12 protein-coding genes are annotated in these 16,742 nt (G+C 47.4%); 9 read left to right on the top strand and 3 right to left on the bottom strand.

All coding sequences use genetic code 11. The annotated features are described in order from the left end of the window. Positions 1-57: 57 nt before the first annotated feature. From JGK36_RS12220 to JGK36_RS12200, 5 genes are all read left to right on the top strand, one after another. Positions 58-1,233 carry a tetratricopeptide repeat protein gene (locus tag JGK36_RS12220; protein ID WP_293197016.1) on the top strand — a complete coding sequence of 392 codons (1,176 nt, stop codon included), beginning with the start codon at positions 58-60 and terminating at the stop codon, positions 1,231-1,233. Between the two features lie 238 nt (positions 1,234-1,471). Continuing rightward, positions 1,472-2,446: a protein phosphatase 2C domain-containing protein gene (locus JGK36_RS12215; protein WP_293197017.1), complete on the top strand. Its 975-nt coding sequence runs from the start codon at positions 1,472-1,474 to the stop codon at positions 2,444-2,446. 561 nt (positions 2,447-3,007) lie between these two features. After that, positions 3,008-4,288, top strand: a complete 1,281-nt coding sequence (locus JGK36_RS12210; protein ID WP_293197018.1) for a VWA domain-containing protein — start codon at positions 3,008-3,010, stop codon at positions 4,286-4,288. 345 nt (positions 4,289-4,633) lie between these two features. After that, a complete protein-coding gene (locus JGK36_RS12205; RefSeq protein WP_293197019.1) occupies positions 4,634-5,335 on the top strand; it encodes an FHA domain-containing protein in 702 nt (233 codons plus the stop codon). Positions 5,336-5,478: 143 nt separating this feature from the next. Continuing rightward, the gene (locus tag JGK36_RS12200) at positions 5,479-6,966 is read left to right on the top strand and encodes a hypothetical protein (RefSeq protein WP_293197020.1); all 1,488 of its coding nucleotides are present in this window, start codon (positions 5,479-5,481) and stop codon (positions 6,964-6,966) included. Between the two features lie 223 nt (positions 6,967-7,189). On the opposite strand, the gene JGK36_RS12195 is transcribed toward JGK36_RS12200, so the two are convergent. After that, complete coding sequence (locus JGK36_RS12195; RefSeq protein ID WP_293180095.1) at positions 7,190-8,410, bottom strand: hypothetical protein; 1,221 nt, start codon at positions 8,408-8,410, stop codon at positions 7,190-7,192. A 489-nt stretch (positions 8,411-8,899) separates the two neighbouring features. Here JGK36_RS12195 and JGK36_RS12190 point away from each other — a divergent pair, with 489 nt between their 5' ends. Then, the gene (locus JGK36_RS12190) at positions 8,900-9,721 is read left to right on the top strand and encodes a SirB1 family protein (RefSeq protein ID WP_293180092.1); all 822 of its coding nucleotides are present in this window, start codon (positions 8,900-8,902) and stop codon (positions 9,719-9,721) included. Between the two features lie 318 nt (positions 9,722-10,039). Then, positions 10,040-10,717 carry an alpha/beta hydrolase gene (locus tag JGK36_RS12185; RefSeq protein WP_293180089.1) on the top strand — a complete coding sequence of 226 codons (678 nt, stop codon included), beginning with the start codon at positions 10,040-10,042 and terminating at the stop codon, positions 10,715-10,717. A gap of 162 nt (positions 10,718-10,879) precedes the next feature. Here the strand turns inward: JGK36_RS12185 and JGK36_RS12180 are convergent, their stop codons facing one another. Continuing rightward, positions 10,880-11,344 (bottom strand): SRPBCC family protein, encoded by a 465-nt coding sequence (locus tag JGK36_RS12180; protein ID WP_293180086.1) that lies wholly within the window; start codon positions 11,342-11,344, stop codon positions 10,880-10,882. A 77-nt stretch (positions 11,345-11,421) separates the two neighbouring features. Here JGK36_RS12180 and JGK36_RS12175 point away from each other — a divergent pair, with 77 nt between their 5' ends. Both JGK36_RS12175 and JGK36_RS12170 read left to right on the top strand, forming a co-directional pair. Next, positions 11,422-13,101: a mechanosensitive ion channel gene (locus JGK36_RS12175; protein WP_293180083.1), complete on the top strand. Its 1,680-nt coding sequence runs from the start codon at positions 11,422-11,424 to the stop codon at positions 13,099-13,101. Positions 13,102-13,214: 113 nt separating this feature from the next. After that, complete coding sequence (locus JGK36_RS12170) at positions 13,215-13,976, top strand: Uma2 family endonuclease (protein ID WP_293197021.1); 762 nt, start codon at positions 13,215-13,217, stop codon at positions 13,974-13,976. A 151-nt stretch (positions 13,977-14,127) separates the two neighbouring features. Here the strand turns inward: JGK36_RS12170 and JGK36_RS12165 are convergent, their stop codons facing one another. Next, on the bottom strand, positions 14,128-16,737 hold the full coding sequence (locus JGK36_RS12165; protein WP_293197022.1) for a polynucleotide kinase-phosphatase: 2,610 nt from the start codon (positions 16,735-16,737) through the stop codon (positions 14,128-14,130). Between the last annotated feature and the right edge of the window lie 5 nt (positions 16,738-16,742).

The raw sequence follows: 16,742 nt of genomic DNA, 5'->3' as shown, positions 1-16,742 counted from the left end.
GCAAATAGTCTCGTGCGATCGCCCGAGTTGCGGACAAAGCTACCCAAATAGTCAAGGATGGGTAGCTTTGTCCATAAATTAAGTTACAGTTTCAAACCCAGTCCGCAAGAAGAACCCCTATTCGCCCACCAAGAATCCCTCTATCGCTTCTTGCTCAAAGCCACGGCGTACAACGCTGACGATCGCTTCCAGTCGGCGGAGGAAATGGCCGATCGATTGTTGGGAGTGTTGCGGGAAGTGGTAGCACTGGAAACAAATACGCCGCATCCGGCTGCCAGTACCCTGTTCGGCTCGGATATGCTCGCGCTGACGGCATCTTCAGACTTGGAACCGATTGGCGCGGACTTCCGACAGTTGCCCGTACCGACGATCGATAGCAACGATCCAGCTTTTAACGCGGTATTGAATGCCCAAGCGATCGCCGATCCCATACAACGTCAGGTGAATTTGGAGCAGGTGGTGCAGCAGTATCCCAACTCTCGCGAAGCTTTACTCCGACTGGCTGACAGTGCGATCGAGATTCGCCACTATCCAGCCGCCGAAACGGCACTAACGCAAGCCGAACAACTCGATGCTTGGGATTGGCGCGTGCGTTGGTATCGCGGTAGGTTGCTGCTGGCGCGGGGTCAGGCAAAACCCGCACAGGAACAGTTCGATCGCGTTTACTCGGAATTGCCGGGGGAACTGTCTCCTCAACTAGCATTGGCGCTGGCGGCGGAATTGGCAGGCGATCGCAAGCAGGCAATTAAGCTCTACGATCGCGTGTGTCGGACTGACCCCAGTTACGTCAGCGCGACGTTTGGCTTGGCCAGGTGTTTGAGTGCTACAGGCGATCGTCAGGCGGCGGTGGAGGCGTTGCGACGAGTGCCGCCAACCTCGAATTTGTCGGTGCGATCGCGGGTGGAAACGGCACGGATGCTGATCGATCGAAAACATACCGCACCAGGAGCCAAGGAGTTGAGCCTAGCAGCCACGACGCTCGAAGCCTTAACGCTCGAAGGCATGGAGCGGCATCGCTTGACGAAACAGCTTTTAGAAACGGCGCTAGGATCGATCGCTTCAAAAGCGATTCAGCCATCGGCGATCGTCCTTTTGGGGCATCAACTGCAAGAAGTTGAGCTCAGAAAAGGGTTAGAAAAAGCCTTGCGCGCCATGGCACATTTATCCACGGGAGCGGAAAAGATTCGTTTGGTTGATGAGGCGAATCGCGTGCGTCCGAGAACATGGTTGTAGGAGAGGAAAGCGAATGGAATTCACGCCTACGCGGACTCAGGAATTTTCAACCTGCACAGGCCGATTTTACTCCTGTAGCCGCGTTTTGAACCGCCATATTTTCTTGTTATATCAAATCCGGTAACATCAGAATTATTCATCTCTCTTGTCTCTCTCTGTGTTCTCTGCGCCCTCTGCGGTTAAATCATTCCGATCCAGCAGGAAGCGATATTACTCATGCTTTTTTAAGACCCAAACTATGCAATGTCCCAACTGTGAAGCTTTAGTTCAAACAGACGATCGCTTTTGCGAAGAATGCGGTACGCCACTGGTCAATTCACCCGTCAATGTTACTGAAACTTCTACAAAACTATGCAATAAATGCGGCGCGGCACCCGAGGCGATCGATGCCGATGGATACTGTTCGGTTTGCGGGTTCAAGAATGAACACTGGCAAGTCCGAGAAACCGATCGCATGGAAGTGAATCTTCAGCCTAATTTCGCGGGAGTGAGCGATCGGGGATTGAGACACGAACGCAATGAAGATTACTTGGCTTGTGCGGTAATAGAAAGCAGTAACACTTATATTGCGATCGCCTGTGATGGGGTGTCGAGTTCTCAGTTTCCCGAATTGGCATCGAAAGCAGCGGCAGAAGGTGCCAGAGATGGCATTGTCACTGCTCTAGAAAAACATCTTTCCCCAGAAACAGCTCTCCAACACGGAATCGCTGCCGCACTCAATGAAGTCTGTGTTATTCCTCATAGGAGTTTGAATCAAGATGCACCTTCGACGACGATTGTTGCGGCGGTAGTACAAAATTCGATCGCGACAATTGCTTGGTTGGGAGATAGTCGCGCCTACTGGATCGATCGGGAAAACTCCCAACTGCTGACGCGAGATGATTCTTGGTTGAACGAAATAGTTACATCGGGACAAATGAGCGCAGCCGAAGCTAGCAAGTCCGATAAAGCTCATGCCATTACGCGCTGGCTGGGTGTGGATGCTAAAGAGGATGCTGTTCCTTCGATCGTGCAGTTTCCGATTCCCGGTTCTGGATATTTGTTACTTTGTACGGATGGATTGTGGAATTATGCACCCGAAGCGCCACAACTCGCCGATCTTGTCAAGGGCAATGCTTCAGAAGATGCGATCGGCATGGGGCGCCATCTCGTAGAATTTGCTCGCTCTTGTGGCGGTCGAGATAACATTACTGTCACTCTGTTAGTCGTTTGAGGATAATATTATAAGAAGGAAGAAGGAAGTTTGGCAATGAAGCTGTGTACGGAATGTAACGGATGTAAATAAGATATTGCAACGTTCTCCATTAACCTGTAGGGGCAGGTTCGCCAACCATATCTAATGAGTACCAACAATCTTAATAAACCTGCCCCCACCCAACGAGAGATTCACGATCGCGCTCTTTGATATAATTGGGGAATGTGCGATCGCAATTCTATCGCTGGCTGGCGAGAAACCGGGTTTCTGCGAATAAGGTCTGCTGAGTACGAAGCATATAAAAAGAAACCCGGTTTCTGAGATTGTGCGATTCCCTACGGGATAGCTGCGCTTCACGAATTTCTGTCGTTAGGTGAGGGCGAGTTTTTGTAAATTGTCGATGTTCATTATAGATAGTGGGCTCACGGGCCCTTACAGGATAATTGATAATACTGCAAGATCTCAGTTCTACTCAACCTACACTCTAATCTCTTTTCTCAATCTGTAAATTAGCATCATTTTTACTGAAAAAAGCATCGATCGCATTTACTCAAAATTCATTCAAAAAACTCAAAAACAATGTCTACCCAATTCCAAGCCGAAGTCTTCCAAAATCCCTACCTTCATCAAGGTTCCAGAGAAGTCAATGCCATTATGACCGTCACCGTCCGTGGGGACGAAAATATTGGCATCGCACCTCAAACAGGAGGCAAACTCTTCGGGATTATCTGCGATATTTCCGGTTCGATGCAGGGCGCAAAAATCCACGCCGCCAAAAATGCGATGATTAAACTCGTGCAGTTAATTCCGGCGGATACCTCCTTTTTTATCGTGGTAGGTTCCACTCGCGCCCAGGTAATTTTTCCCACTGCCCTAGCCACAGTAGAAAACAAATCCCAAGCCATTTCCCAAATTAAAGAAGTCCAAGCCAGTGGCGGTACATTAATGTCTCAATGGCTGGAAGCTTCACTAACGCAGTTCAAAGAGATGCCCAATGCCGTCAGACAAGCCCTATTGCTTACCGACGGGCAGAACGATGATTCCGACCAAAAACGCCTAGAAAAGGTGCTGCAAGCGTGCGAAGGTGTATTTCAGTGCGATTGTCGGGGCGTGGGAACCGACTGGCGCGTCAAACAGCTTCAGTTCATTGCCAACAGGCTACTCGGAACCACCGATATCATCGCCAACGCGGTGCAAATAGAAGCGGATTTCCAAACCATTCTCGCCCAAGCAATGACTAAAACGGTGAGTGATGTCGCCTTGCGTTTGTGGACTCCCCAAGGGGCAAAGGTGCGATTTTGCAAGCAAGTTAGTCCCGAAATTGTCGATTTGACCGATCGCGCCCAATCTATTAAACCGCAAGTTTGCGACTATCCGACAGGGGCTTGGGGAACGGCAGAATCGCGCGATTACCACTTCTGCATTGAGGTGAATCCCGGTAATGTGGGAGATGAGATGCTGGCGGGAAGGGCGAGTTTAATTTACACCGCTGATGGGGTGGAAACGAAAATTACCGAGGCGCGGATTCTAGCGGTGTGGACGGATGACGAACAGAAATCTACGAAAATCGATCGGCGAGTGGCGCACTACACCGGACAAGCAGAACTCGCGCAAACCATTCAGGAAGGACTTGAAGCCCGCGATAAAGGTGATGTAGAAGTGGCGACGGCTAAGCTGGGAAGGGCTGTCAAACTCGCCCATGACTCCGGAAATGAGGCAACGGCGAAACTACTGCGCCAGGTGGTGGAGGTGGAAGATGCACCCACGGGAACAGTTCGTTTGAAGCGGAATGTGGCGAAGGAAGATGAAATGGCATTGGAAACTCGATCGACCAAAACAGCACGAATTTCGAGAAATTAGCCATCCCAAATCTATAGCAGTTGACAGTTGACAGTTGACAGTTGACAGTTACATAGTACGAGCATCTAACCGTTTCTGCTCAAGGGTATTAGGATCTATTTATGACATTATTTATGTCCCGATACGGTTCAGTTAAGATTGTCCGAAGAGAGGAACGAAGCATAAGCCCTTCGGGCAGGCTTCGCCAACGCAGTGTCTATGTTTCATGAGTTTTCCCTGTGACAATCTCCGATCGCAATCGTATTGATTTATGTCCTAACCTATGTGGCGGTTGCTATACAATCCCAAATCTAGAATCCACAATCGGCAATCCAAAATCCCCAATCCAAAATCGTATAGATAATTATGTCAGTCTATCAGTGTCCAAAAGGTCACGAATCGATCGAATCCGATTATTGTTCGGAATGCGGCGCGAAGATTAATGGAGGTGCGGCTGTCGAAGCCAAAAGTCCGCCCGTTCGAGTTGCCACAGCTACCATTAACTGTCCCGATTGCGCGACTCCACACGAGGAAGATAGCGGCAACTTCTGCGAAATTTGTGGCTATAACTTCGTCACCGGTGCGAGTGGAGAAATTCCAATTCCCAAGGCATCAGGAATCGCATCTTCTGTTTTGGATGCGGGTACTATAGATGCGGGCGCAACCCATATTTCCCCGACATCTACCTCACCCACAACGACAGGAACTCCCGAACTTCTCATCACAGTCGATCGCACTTTGCGCTGTGAAGGTAGCCCGGAACCGCCCGCGTTTACCCCCATGACTTTCCCTATGGAAAAACCCAGTACCCTCATCGGACGCACTAGCGATGTCCGCGCCATTTATCCAGATCTCGCCCTCGATTTGGACGATGCCATTTCCCACCGCCACGCCGTCATTCACCGCCAACCAGATGGGGCATTAATCCTGCGCGATATCGGTTCCACCAACGGTACGTTTCTCAATGGGGTTGAACTTGTGCCGATGACAGATATTAGTCTGAAAGATGGGGATGAAATTACGTTGGGACATTGGACAAAGATGATTGTTAATATTACCCAGTCTTAACTAGCAGGCAAATCGGTAATTGATAAAAACTCCCCCACCAATGACAAATTATATCATGTCCGATAGATTACCACAATAACAAAAACAGTTCGTAGTGCGGACTTAAGTCCGCATCTTTTAACCAATTACCCATTACCAAATTTATGAGCCAAGTTACCACCAATTCTGCTTCAAGAAAAAAGCCCAGTTCGATCGCAAATTGGAAGACAAAATTCACCACCCCTCAGATTCTGCGATGGGGATTGTACCTGGTGTGGGGAGTCAGCCTTTTAGCCTTGGGGACTGCCAATGAAGCAGTGAAAATGCAGCGCGATGCGATCGAAACCATCGGCAAAAATACCGCACCCAGCGTCTTAACTGCCCAGCGAATTAAAGATAGCCTCGCCGATTTGGATGCCAATGCTGCTAACGAATTGCTCGTCAAACCGGGCGAGAATCCTCAAGCCGCTAAAGATTATCGGGGACGGCAAGAAAAACTGTCTAAACTCCTGGCATTAGCGGCGGAGAACATTACGGAGGGGGATACAGAACGCCAACAGATTCGCACGCTGATCCTATCGTTGGGGGACTACATGACGCAAATCGAACGGGCGCGATTGGCGAACGAACGGGGGGATTCGCGATCGCTTTTGGAGGCGTATCGCAAAGCAGCAAACATTTTGGACTCAATTTTACTACCTGCTGCCGAACAATTGCAAAATGTTAACTTAGAGAGTCTGGATCGAGCTTATATCTCACAAAAAGCGCGATCGGCTAACCTCTTGTTCCTCGCAGTTATTGGCAACCTCTTGCCACTTGTCATGTTGGGACTATTACAACTGTTTCTCTACCACCGAATGCGCCGCAATCTCAATCCCTATTTGTTGGGAGCTACCCTATGTGCGATCGTCTTATTCTTTTATATCACCAATGCACTAAATGCGGCTTCCTATCATCTGAAAGTCGCTAAGGAGGATGCCTTTAACTCGCTTTTGCCGTTGCGACAGGCTCGCGCTCTTGCCTACAGTGCTAATGCCGATGAAAGCCGCTATTTGCTCGATCGAGAATTTGCGGCTCAACACGAACGCAACTTTGTTGAGAAAATGGCGAAAATTGCCGTCATCCCCAGTAATCTAAATTTTGAGTCTGTCGCTAAGGAATTCAAGCCATCCAACGTCAAGGGTGTCGCGGGTTTTACTGGATTATTCGCCCAAGAATTTGCCAATATTACTTTTGGTGGAGAGCGAGAAGCGGCGGTGGAAATGTTATCAGCATTTGGGGTTTATGTCAACATAGACAAACAAATTCGATCGCTGGTAAATAGCGACAAAAAAGCTGAAGCGATCGCACTATGTACGGGAAATAAACAAGGGCAATCTAATTGGGCGTTCACTCAATTCCTTAAAAAACACAATGATGTAACAGACATTAATTTAACCGCGTTTACAGAGAATCTCGATCGGGGATTTAAAAGTGTAGGTTATGTGCCCGATAAATCTAAGCAATCAAGTGATGATATTTTGCAGTTGTCTCTGCTCGATCGATCGTTTAAAAATACCTACCAAGTTGAGATGTGGAGTCTCGGGTTAATTAGTGCGATCGCTATTTTAACCTTTTTTGGACTCAATCTGCGTTTGAAGGAATATTCGTGATCTTCCAAAGAAGTCAATTGGGGCTTTTTCGTGGGGTGGGGGCGGGTTTATTTAACCTGTCTGCTACCTTTTAGGCTGTTGGCGAACCAGCCCCTACAGGATTATTGATAATGCTGCAAGATGTCAGTGGGGTGGGGGCGGGTTTATTTAACCTGTCTGCTACCTTTTAGGCTGTTGGCGAACCAGCCCCTACAGGATTATTGATAATGCTGCAAGATGTCATTTATATCGACTTAAAAGAACGATTCAATAACTTTTCATACTCACTGACAAGCTGGATTGCTTGCCCTAACGGAGTAGGTCGAGTATATAACAATTGCTTGGCTTGTTGGGCAATTTGACTCAATTGTTCGTTTTCTGCCATTCCTTTCGCTAATGCTTTAGCTTGCAGTGCTTGGAGTCGTCCTCGCAATTCTTGACGCATTTCTAGCGCAGTTTGATTGTCTGTATAGGCTTGTTGTTGAGCGGATAAATACTCTTGCGTTCTGACACGCCAATTCTGTAAACCAATCTTAACGGGTTGAAATATGCCTTCTTTGAACTTAATTTCTAGTCGAGCGAGCCACTGATTTAAAGCTTCAATTTGTTCGTCCGCTAAAGGCTGCGATCGCGTCGCAGCTTCTGTGATTTTTTCCTGATACTCTGCAAAAATAGTTTGATGTTGCTGATTTAAATGAATTAAGTTTTGCAGAAGTTGATGCGCTTGAGATAATTCTTGTTTAACCGATGCTTTTTGCCGAGCTATTTCCTCTAAATACTGTCTCGATCGAATGATAATTGGTTCAATTTCTCGCTCGAACTCATCGCTGACACCTAACGGATCGCAGATAATGCGATCGCCAAAATCGAGCAAATTTTGCTGAGCAACTGCTAGTTCATTACTCCTCCGAATACCGAGAGAGTCAGCTAAAGTTTGGATCGATCGCATTTCAGTTTGGGCTCGCGTCAGTTGTGCTGCTAAATGCGATCGTGCCGTCTCCACTGCGACAACCACATCTTTCGCGACTTGAAAAGCAGCAGTCATCACCTCCAGTAATTTCGCAGGTGCAATTGCATTTTGGGTTTGGGCTGCACTTAGTAAGTCTCGCTGTGCTAGAGGAATTTGTTGTTCGCCAAGTTGAATCGAATTTCCCGTTAAAAGATATTCAATTTCACGCAGTTGAGATTCTGCACTGGAAATCAAAAACTTAGGAACTTGCTTGCGGAGCATCACAGCCCGATCGATCGTTTTAACTAACAAATCAAAATTCTGAAAGAGGTCATTCATCGCACTGAGTGCGGGAACAACCTTTGCTTTTGTTTTGCCAGTTAACTCAACGTCAGATGGCATTGCAGTGAGTTGTTGATAAGTTGGCAATCCATGCAAATCAATCAGATTTTGACTGATGCGATCGAGATTCTGTTTCCACTGAGCTAGCAGGCGATCGATTTGTTCTACATTCACGGTTGCAATTTCGATTATCTATATTTGTGCAGTAGATTACCATTTTATCAATTTAAAATCTAAATTAAAGTATTGTCTCTATCTAGATGAGTCCGGGTGTATTCCCGAAGCTGAATTTCCAGGTAAAATAGGAGTCTCTGCCATCTTCGCTCGAACTCGCATTTGGGTGCATCTGGGTTTTGTAAAAAGCATTTTTTCTTTGAGTGCTGTCCCCGCTCACGTATTGTACAATATGCGAGCGGGGACAGGACTATAATAATAATAATGTAAAACTGAGATGCTCCAGATCGAACTCGCACTCTGCCATTCATAGGTTATTTACAGGATGTCTAAGCTGTTGCAGCATTTAAATTGTATATTTCGATGACGATGGAGAATTCTATCCCCCGATCCCCATCGGACTCTCTACCTCTCAATCAGGATATACAATTTAAATACGCCAGAGGCAATCTCGCACGATGTTTATTAAAAAATTAATCAATTATAAATATGGATTTGACGATCGCCCGACAACTCTTTTATCAAGAAATTAATCAGCCAGAGGCTGCGATCGATCTGGCGAAAGCTGCGCTGTACATGGCTTTGGAAGAATACCCGAATTTTGAGCCTCTGGATTATCTCAACGCACTTGACACGATCGCCGATCGAGTGCGTTTGCGCCTCCCGCCACAGAATTATCCGCTGCGGATCATTCAAACTATTAACCGCTATTTGTATGACGATTTGGAATTCTCCGGCAATAATGCTGATTATTACGACCCCCGCAATAGCTTTTTGAATCAAGTGATCGATCGCCGCACTGGGATTCCCATCTCTTTATCTTTGGTTTATTTGGAGGTTGCTAAGCGGATTGATTTTCCGATGGTGGGGATTGGGATGCCGGGACATTTTTTGATTAGGCCGGATTTTGAGGATGCTGGGATTTTTGTGGATGCGTTTAATGGTGGCGAGATACTATTTCCTGAAGATTGTCAAGGGAGGCTTTCTCAAATTTACGGTCAACCTATGGAGTTGCAGCCGGCTTTTCTCGCGCCGGTAAGTCCGCGGCAGTTATTGGGGCGAATGCTGGGAAATCTGAAGGCGATTTACTTCCAACAGGGTGATGCTATGAGGTTTCTGGCGGCGATCGATCGGCTTTTGCTGCTGTTTCCTGATGCACTCTTGGAAAGGCGCGATCGCGGAATTCTCTATTATCAACTGGGGCGCTTGGCCGAGGCGCGGCACGATTTGGAACTATACATTACCAATGCTCCGAATGCTGAGGATGCTGCTAGAATTCGCCTATTGCTCGAAAGGCTCGACCAAAACTAAACTTAAATTTGCGATCGCTAGTCAAGGTTGCAGCTATTGGCTCGCACAACATCACAGGTGAAACCGACAATCTATATAGTTACAGGGCGATCGCCAAATCTCGCTTTTATAAGTTTTGCAAAGGTATATAAAATTGTCAAAAATCGGAGTATAACATATAAATTATGAATTAACACCTATCTTTTGATAGGTTCAATTGGCTTGACATGACTGTATAATACCTAGGTCATTTACGGAACTTCTGAATCCACTTTCCCGACTGATACCTGGGCATTCGATCGAACGAAAAAGTATTTTGACGTAAAGAGGCATAAACTCATGAACTTTAAGTTTCAACAAGGTTATCTTAACGGAATGCAACCGCAGTCAGCCCATTTAGCCAAAAGAATCTCAAAGTCTTTATCATTAGGTTTGGCGCTTTTGGTGGGAACAAGTACAGTATTGCTGAGCAGTAGCAAAGCCTTTGCATTAGACAAAGTTACCGTAAAATACGGTGCTGTTGACGTAACTTTACCAATGAGCGATTTGCAAAGCTTTGCACAAACCGGCAAACCATCATCTCAACTGCAAAGTGTTTTGAGTCTTGCGAAACAAACTCCCGAATCGGTGCGCGAAATATTAACGCGAGAAGTGGCTTTAGATCCCCAAATGGTTTCGCGGCTGGCAAATACTTATTTTGGGGAAATTGTTTTCAAGCAATTGGGTGAGGTTGCTTATACCCCGGCTACAAAGGCACAAAGCGCGCCGGCACTGCGCGATGCTTTGGTTGCAGCTTCCAAAGATGGCAAACTATCCCTGATGGAAGTGATGCAAAATTACACTCCTCCGGCTTTAGAAGTTGATGGCAATCAAGCTATGGCTATCTACCAGCGAGTGATTAAAGATATCCAAGATTTGCAAGCTATGTATCAGAATTCCCCGGGTTTGCAAAGTACGGCTGGTCAAGCAAGACAAATGATTTGTCAGCCCAACTCATCATCGGGGGCTGGGAAGTAAATCATTTTGCTCTGGATTGGGAATGGGGAATGGGGAATGGGGAATGGGGCATAGGGCATAGGGCATAGGGCATAGGGCATAGGGAATTGGTGCTTTCTTTTCCTATTATCTCTTACTTTTCAGCCATTACCGATGACCCATTACCCAATTACCAATTCCCCATTACACCTTGCCAATTTCTTGAGATAATTGCTCGGCTACCCGTTTGAGCCGGCGCAGTTGGCTTTTCATATCTTTTTGCGTCCAAGGGGCTGCAAAGCGATTGAATCCAAATCTAATTAAAGGATTGGGAATTTGAAATTCAAAGCGGTTAATCAAGAGAGTCCCTTGGATTTGGGGCTGGCATTCCCAGCGATCGCATCCTTTGAAATATCCGTCGAACCCCCATACAATTAAACCGGGTTGTCGCTCCAACACAACACTCTCTAAAGTGGGTTGCAAAACGGGAATTTTTATGATAAATAAACTGCGACTTCCTACAGCAGTATCCCATTCGCCCTCTGGATCGCAACGCAGCAGCGGATTGAGCCATTTGTGCATTAAAGTGCGATCGACTATACAGCGCTCCACCAACGTAGCAGCAGCGCGAATTTCAATGGATTGCTCGAAAACTTGACGAATTGACATGAGAACCTGCAAGCTAGAAGCGTATTCTTACAGTTTCTTATTTTCCTTGTCAAATCTGACCTTAACCTGAAAAAACAATGAATGAAACTTGGCAAGAAATAACTCAACCGATATCGGGCCCAATGGCGGTTGTGTCCGATCGAATCTTGGCACAGGCCCAGGTAGCCCCGAATCCGCTCTCAGAAGCGGAGCGGGGATTAAACAATCTATTTGCGGGCAAAGACATTGAAAATCTCGTCTGGGCGATCGGCATCCTGCTAATTGGCTTGATCGTATCAGCCCTCGTCTCATCTTTAGTCGGCGGATTGCTCAAGAAAACAACGATCGACAACCGACTGGCTGCTTGGATTACCGGGCGCCCGGAAGGAGAAGGATCGCCGCAAGTGGAAAAATGGATTTCCGGTGCGGTATTCTGGATCATTTTTATCTTTTTCCTAGTTGCCTTTTTCAACAGGCTGAATCTCACGGCTGTCTCGCAACCGCTGAATACTTTTCTCAACCAAATTGCTGGTGCTTTGCCGAAGTTGGCTAAAGCCCTAATTTTCTTGGGGATTGCTTGGGTGGTGGCGACAGTTGCCAAATTAGCCTTGTCGCGGGCGATGCGGACTTTTGGCGTAGACGAGCGCTTGAACCAGCAGGTGGGTACTGCACCCACCGAGACTCCTTTGCTGCTGAGCGATACTCTGGCAAATGCGCTGTACTGGTTCATTTTTCTGCTGTTTTTGCCGTTGGTTCTCGAATCGCTGGATTTACAGCAGGCTCTGCTGCCAGTGAATAATTTGCTGAACCAAATTTTGGCGGCAATTCCGAAGATTCTGGAAGCTGTGCTGATTGGGTTTGTGGGCTGGCTGCTGGCTCAAGTTGTGCAGCGGATTGTTACGAATCTGCTGGCTGCTGCTGGCGCGGACAGTTTGGGCGCTCGGTTTGGCATTTCCCGGAGTTCGGGCGGACAATCGCTGTCGTGGATTATCGGCACAATTGTCTATGTGTTGATTTTGATTCCTACGGCGATCGCAGCTTTGAATGCTTTGGACATCCAAGCGATTTCCTTGCCGGCGATCGCGATGCTCAATACGATTCTGGGCGCGCTTCCTAACATTTTTACAGCAGCGATAATTCTCGCGGTTGCTTACTTTTTGGGGCGCTGGATCGGCGATTTGGTGACGAATATCTTGACGGGAATTGGCTTTAACAATGTCTTTTCTTGGTTGGGAATGCAGCCGAAACAGCCGCTGCGACTACCGTCGTCGAGTTCGACGGATCCCGACGCAACTGTACTTCAGGAACCGGATGTTGCGGCACGCACGCCTTCGCAATTTGTCGGCATTGTGGTGCAGGTAGGCATCATGCTGTTTGCTGTGGTGGCGGCTACCGACGTGCTGAAGATTCCAGCGCTGACTGCGATTGTTAGCGGTATTGTGCTGGTTGCTGGTAGGGTGCTCTCTGGTTTGGTGGTATTTGCGATCGGCTTGTATTTGGCGAATCTGGCGTTTAGTTTGATTGCTAGCTCTGGAACTCGCCAAGCGCGGCTGTTGGGCCAAACGGCTCGAATCGCGGTGATTGCTTTTGTTGGAGCCTTGGCGCTGCAACAGATGGGCATTGGCAGCGATATTGTGAATTTGGCTTTCGGGCTGTTGCTCGGGGCGATCGCCGTTGGGATTGCTCTAGCTTTTGGTTTGGGCGGGCGCGAGATTGCGGCCGACGAACTTCGCGGATGGCTGGCGTCATTTAAACAAGATAAGACGCCACGTTCGTAAGTCTAATTGATCGGTAAAAAATGGCGTTTGTCCTTAACAAACGCCGTTTTTTTATGCTTAAATTTATCGAACCTGCTAAAATAAGATCAGCGAGAATTGAGGAGACTTAAACCGTGACAGTTTTAACTCAACAAATCGAAGAAGAAATAGAATATCCCAGCAGCGACGGAGAACCGATGGCGGAAAGTGACATCACGCGCGATTACATGACTTACGGCGTGGAAGCTCTGAAGCAGCACTTTCAAGGGCGATCGGATGTCTATGTGTCAGCAAATTCTTTCGTGTATTACGAAGAAGGAAACAAATCAGCAGTAGTTGCTCCCGACATTTATGTAGTATTTGGAGTCAGAAAACGCCAGAGAGATAACTATAAAATATGGAAAGAAGCAGGGATAGCACCGCAGTTTGTCTTAGAAATAACCTCAGAAACAACTCAAGAGGTAGATCAAGAAATTAAACCAGAAACTTATCGAAGTTTGGGAGTCAGGGAATACTTCCAGTACGATCCGTCTGGGGATTATTTGAATCCGATATTGCAAGGAGTGCGTTTAGTAAACAACCAGTACGAGCCGATTCCCGTCAATAATATCGCCTTCGATACGCTGTGGCTGTACAGCGAAGTATTGGGACTGGAATTGCACTTAGTTTCTGGAGAATTAAGGTTTAGAAATCCTCAAACAGGAGAGTTTCTGAAGACTTATCAGCAATCAGAACAAGAACGGCTGGCGGAACAACAAGGACGGCTGGCGGCGGAATCAGCTTTGCGATCGCTCGTTTCTCAACTGTTACATTCAGGCATGAATTTAGAGCAAGTTGCACAAATGATGAATTTATCGACATCGGAAGTTGAGCGATTAGTAGTAGGAAATGAATGAGCAATAAGGATCGCAAATTAAATAATTTACACAAGTTTGTGGGATGGGCGTCCCGCCCGTCTTTTCTGGACGGGCGGGACGCCCATCCCACAAGAACAATAAAGATTATAAGTTATTTCATTCTCATTCCTAAGCGCATCCAACCTTCAGATTACAGCCTCGGATCGACAGGTTCGCTCTCCATCGCTAAAACTCCGAAAACGCACTCATGAACTTGCCTCAACGGAGCACCAGCCACAAATCTCTCCAACGATTCTACACCGAGAGCAAACTCTCGCAAAGCTAAAGAACGCTTGCCAGAAAGCCCGCGCGATCGCAATTTTTCTAAATGCTCCGGCAAAGAATATTCCAGACCGTAAATAATTCGCAAATACTCTTTACCGCGACATTTGATCGCAGGCTGTACGAGTCCTTTGCTATTGTTCACAATAAATTCCATCGGTTTAACCACCATCCCTTCGCCCCCAGTCTCAGTCATTTTTTCCCACCATTGAATCCCTGCGAATTGACTGTCAAGATCGGCAATTCTAACTACTTTGTATTGAGTAGCTAACAGCAATTCTAGGTCAAAATTACAGATTTCTGCTATCTGTTCCATGTGCCAGCAGTGATTCTGATCGGTGTGAACATTTCCCTCGGTTGCCAAGATGTGGAAAGGCGCTAACTTGAGGTCGGAGATGGATTTCACGGGCCAGCAGTAGCGCTGGTAGGCATTGACATAGCGATCGGCTAAATCGGCTCGTTCCCGGTAGCTAGCCAACACAGAATCAACCTCAACTCCCCGCTGTTTCGCCTGTTCTAGCTGCTGAATCGCCTCTGCAAACCCGTGACGGGATGCGGTTCCCACGGCAGCATATTGTTCTTGCAATAAACCTTGAGCTTTGGCAGACCAAGGCATTAATTCGCAGTCCAAACACACCCAATCGGTTTTAAATTTATCCCAAAAATTGCTAGCAGAAAGAGCGCGATTTACCCGCGTTAAAAACTCTATTTCTAAGGTAGAATTATCGAAGAAATGGCGACCAGTACGGGTGTAGCAAATGCCAATGCTATTGTTGAGAATCCCAAAGCGCCGTTTGGCCGCCGATTCATCGCGGCAAACAATGACAACTGCACGGGAACCCATGTGCTTTTCTTCGCAGACAACTGTTGATACGCCCTGCTGTTGGTAGTAGTTAAAGGCTTCGGCTGGATGTTCTAAAAGTCCGGGTTCTTGGGAGGTAGCAGCGGGAGACATGGTGGGCGGTAAGTAAATCAGCCATTTGGGATTGGCGGCAAATCTGCTCATTACTTCTAGGGCTGCGATCGCATTTTCTGCGCGAATTGTTATGTTACGTTGCAGCCTGGTTGAAATCATGCGTTTTCCGAGCACGTCGGCAATATCCAGCACGTCATCAAACTGCTGTTGGGCGGTGAGATTTGTGGCGGGAAAACTGTTATCTGGAGTTGCAATGGATGGAAATGCGATCGGTTTGGCTGGTTCGCAGTAAATCATCGCAGCAGGAACGCTGACAAATTCTCTTTCAGGATACCGCAAAGCTGTTAGCTTGCCGCCGAAAACGCAGCCTGTGTCAATATCAACAGTATTGTTCAACCATTCTGTTTCGGGAATCGGGGTATGTCCGTAAACAACAGCAGCTTGACCTCGATATTCTGCGGCCCAATTGTAGCGGACTGGTAAGCCGAATTCATCGATTTCGCCTGTGGTTTCTCCGTACAATGCGAAATCTCGAACGCGGGCGGATGCGCGTCCCTGAAGTTCTGCTTTCATTCCGGCGTGGGCGACGACTAATTTGCCGCCGTCGAGGACGTAATGTCCGATTAAACTATCTAGAAATTGGCTAATTTCGCTAACTGCTGATTCGCGCAATTCATCGGGTAAATCTGCAATTTCTGCTAAGGTTTGTTCGAGTCCGTGGTTGATTTTGACATTTTTGCCGCTGAGTTTTCGCAATAATTTGATGTCGTGATTTCCGGGGACGCACAAAGCGGTTGATGCTGCTACCATGTTGCGGACGAGTTTGAGGGTATCGAGAATGCGCGGGCCTCGATCGACCAAATCGCCCAAAAACACGGCTTTACGACCTTCTGGATGGGCGTAGGTGGGATAATCCCAAAAGCCAGATGCGCTGGATGGTTCGACAATTTGATAGCCCAACTGTTGCAGCAATTGTGACAATTCGCCGCAGCATCCGTGAACGTCACCGATGATGTCAAAGGGGCCTGTGTCCTGTTTGCGGTTGTTCCACAGCGGTTGTCTCTCGATTTGGGCTGCTGCGATGTCTTCTGGGGAACGGAGGATGTGAACGTAGCGGAAGCCTTCGCGATCGAGATTTCGGAGCGATCGTCTTAAATTTTGAACGTGGCGGCGAATGACATGACTGCCAAAATTGCGGTTTGGACGCTGTTGATTGCGATCGGCACACAATTTTTCGGGCAAATCCAGCACAATTGCTACTAAAAAGCAATGATATTTTCGGGCTAATTCTAACAGCGGTTTGCGACTTTCTGGCTGCACATTCGTAGCATCAATCACAGTTAATTTACCCGCAGCCAGACGTTTAGCAGCGATTAAATGCAGCACTTCAAAAGCATCAGCGGTAGCCGCTTGATTGTTTTCGTCGTCGGAAACCAGGCCGCGGCAGTAATCGGATGAAATGATTTCTGTCGGTTGGAAATGCTGGCGCGCAAAGGTAGATTTGCCGGAACCCGATGCACCGATGAGCAGGACTAAAGATAGTTCGGGAATTGTAATTTTCATGGTTT

Origin of the sequence: Microcoleus sp. PH2017_35_SFW_U_B, assembly GCF_020737865.1 — a bacterium.
GTDB lineage: Bacteria > Cyanobacteriota > Cyanobacteriia > Cyanobacteriales > Microcoleaceae > Microcoleus.
The sequence above is the reverse complement of the archived record's forward strand: the minus strand, read 5'-3'. Positions and strand labels throughout refer to the sequence as shown.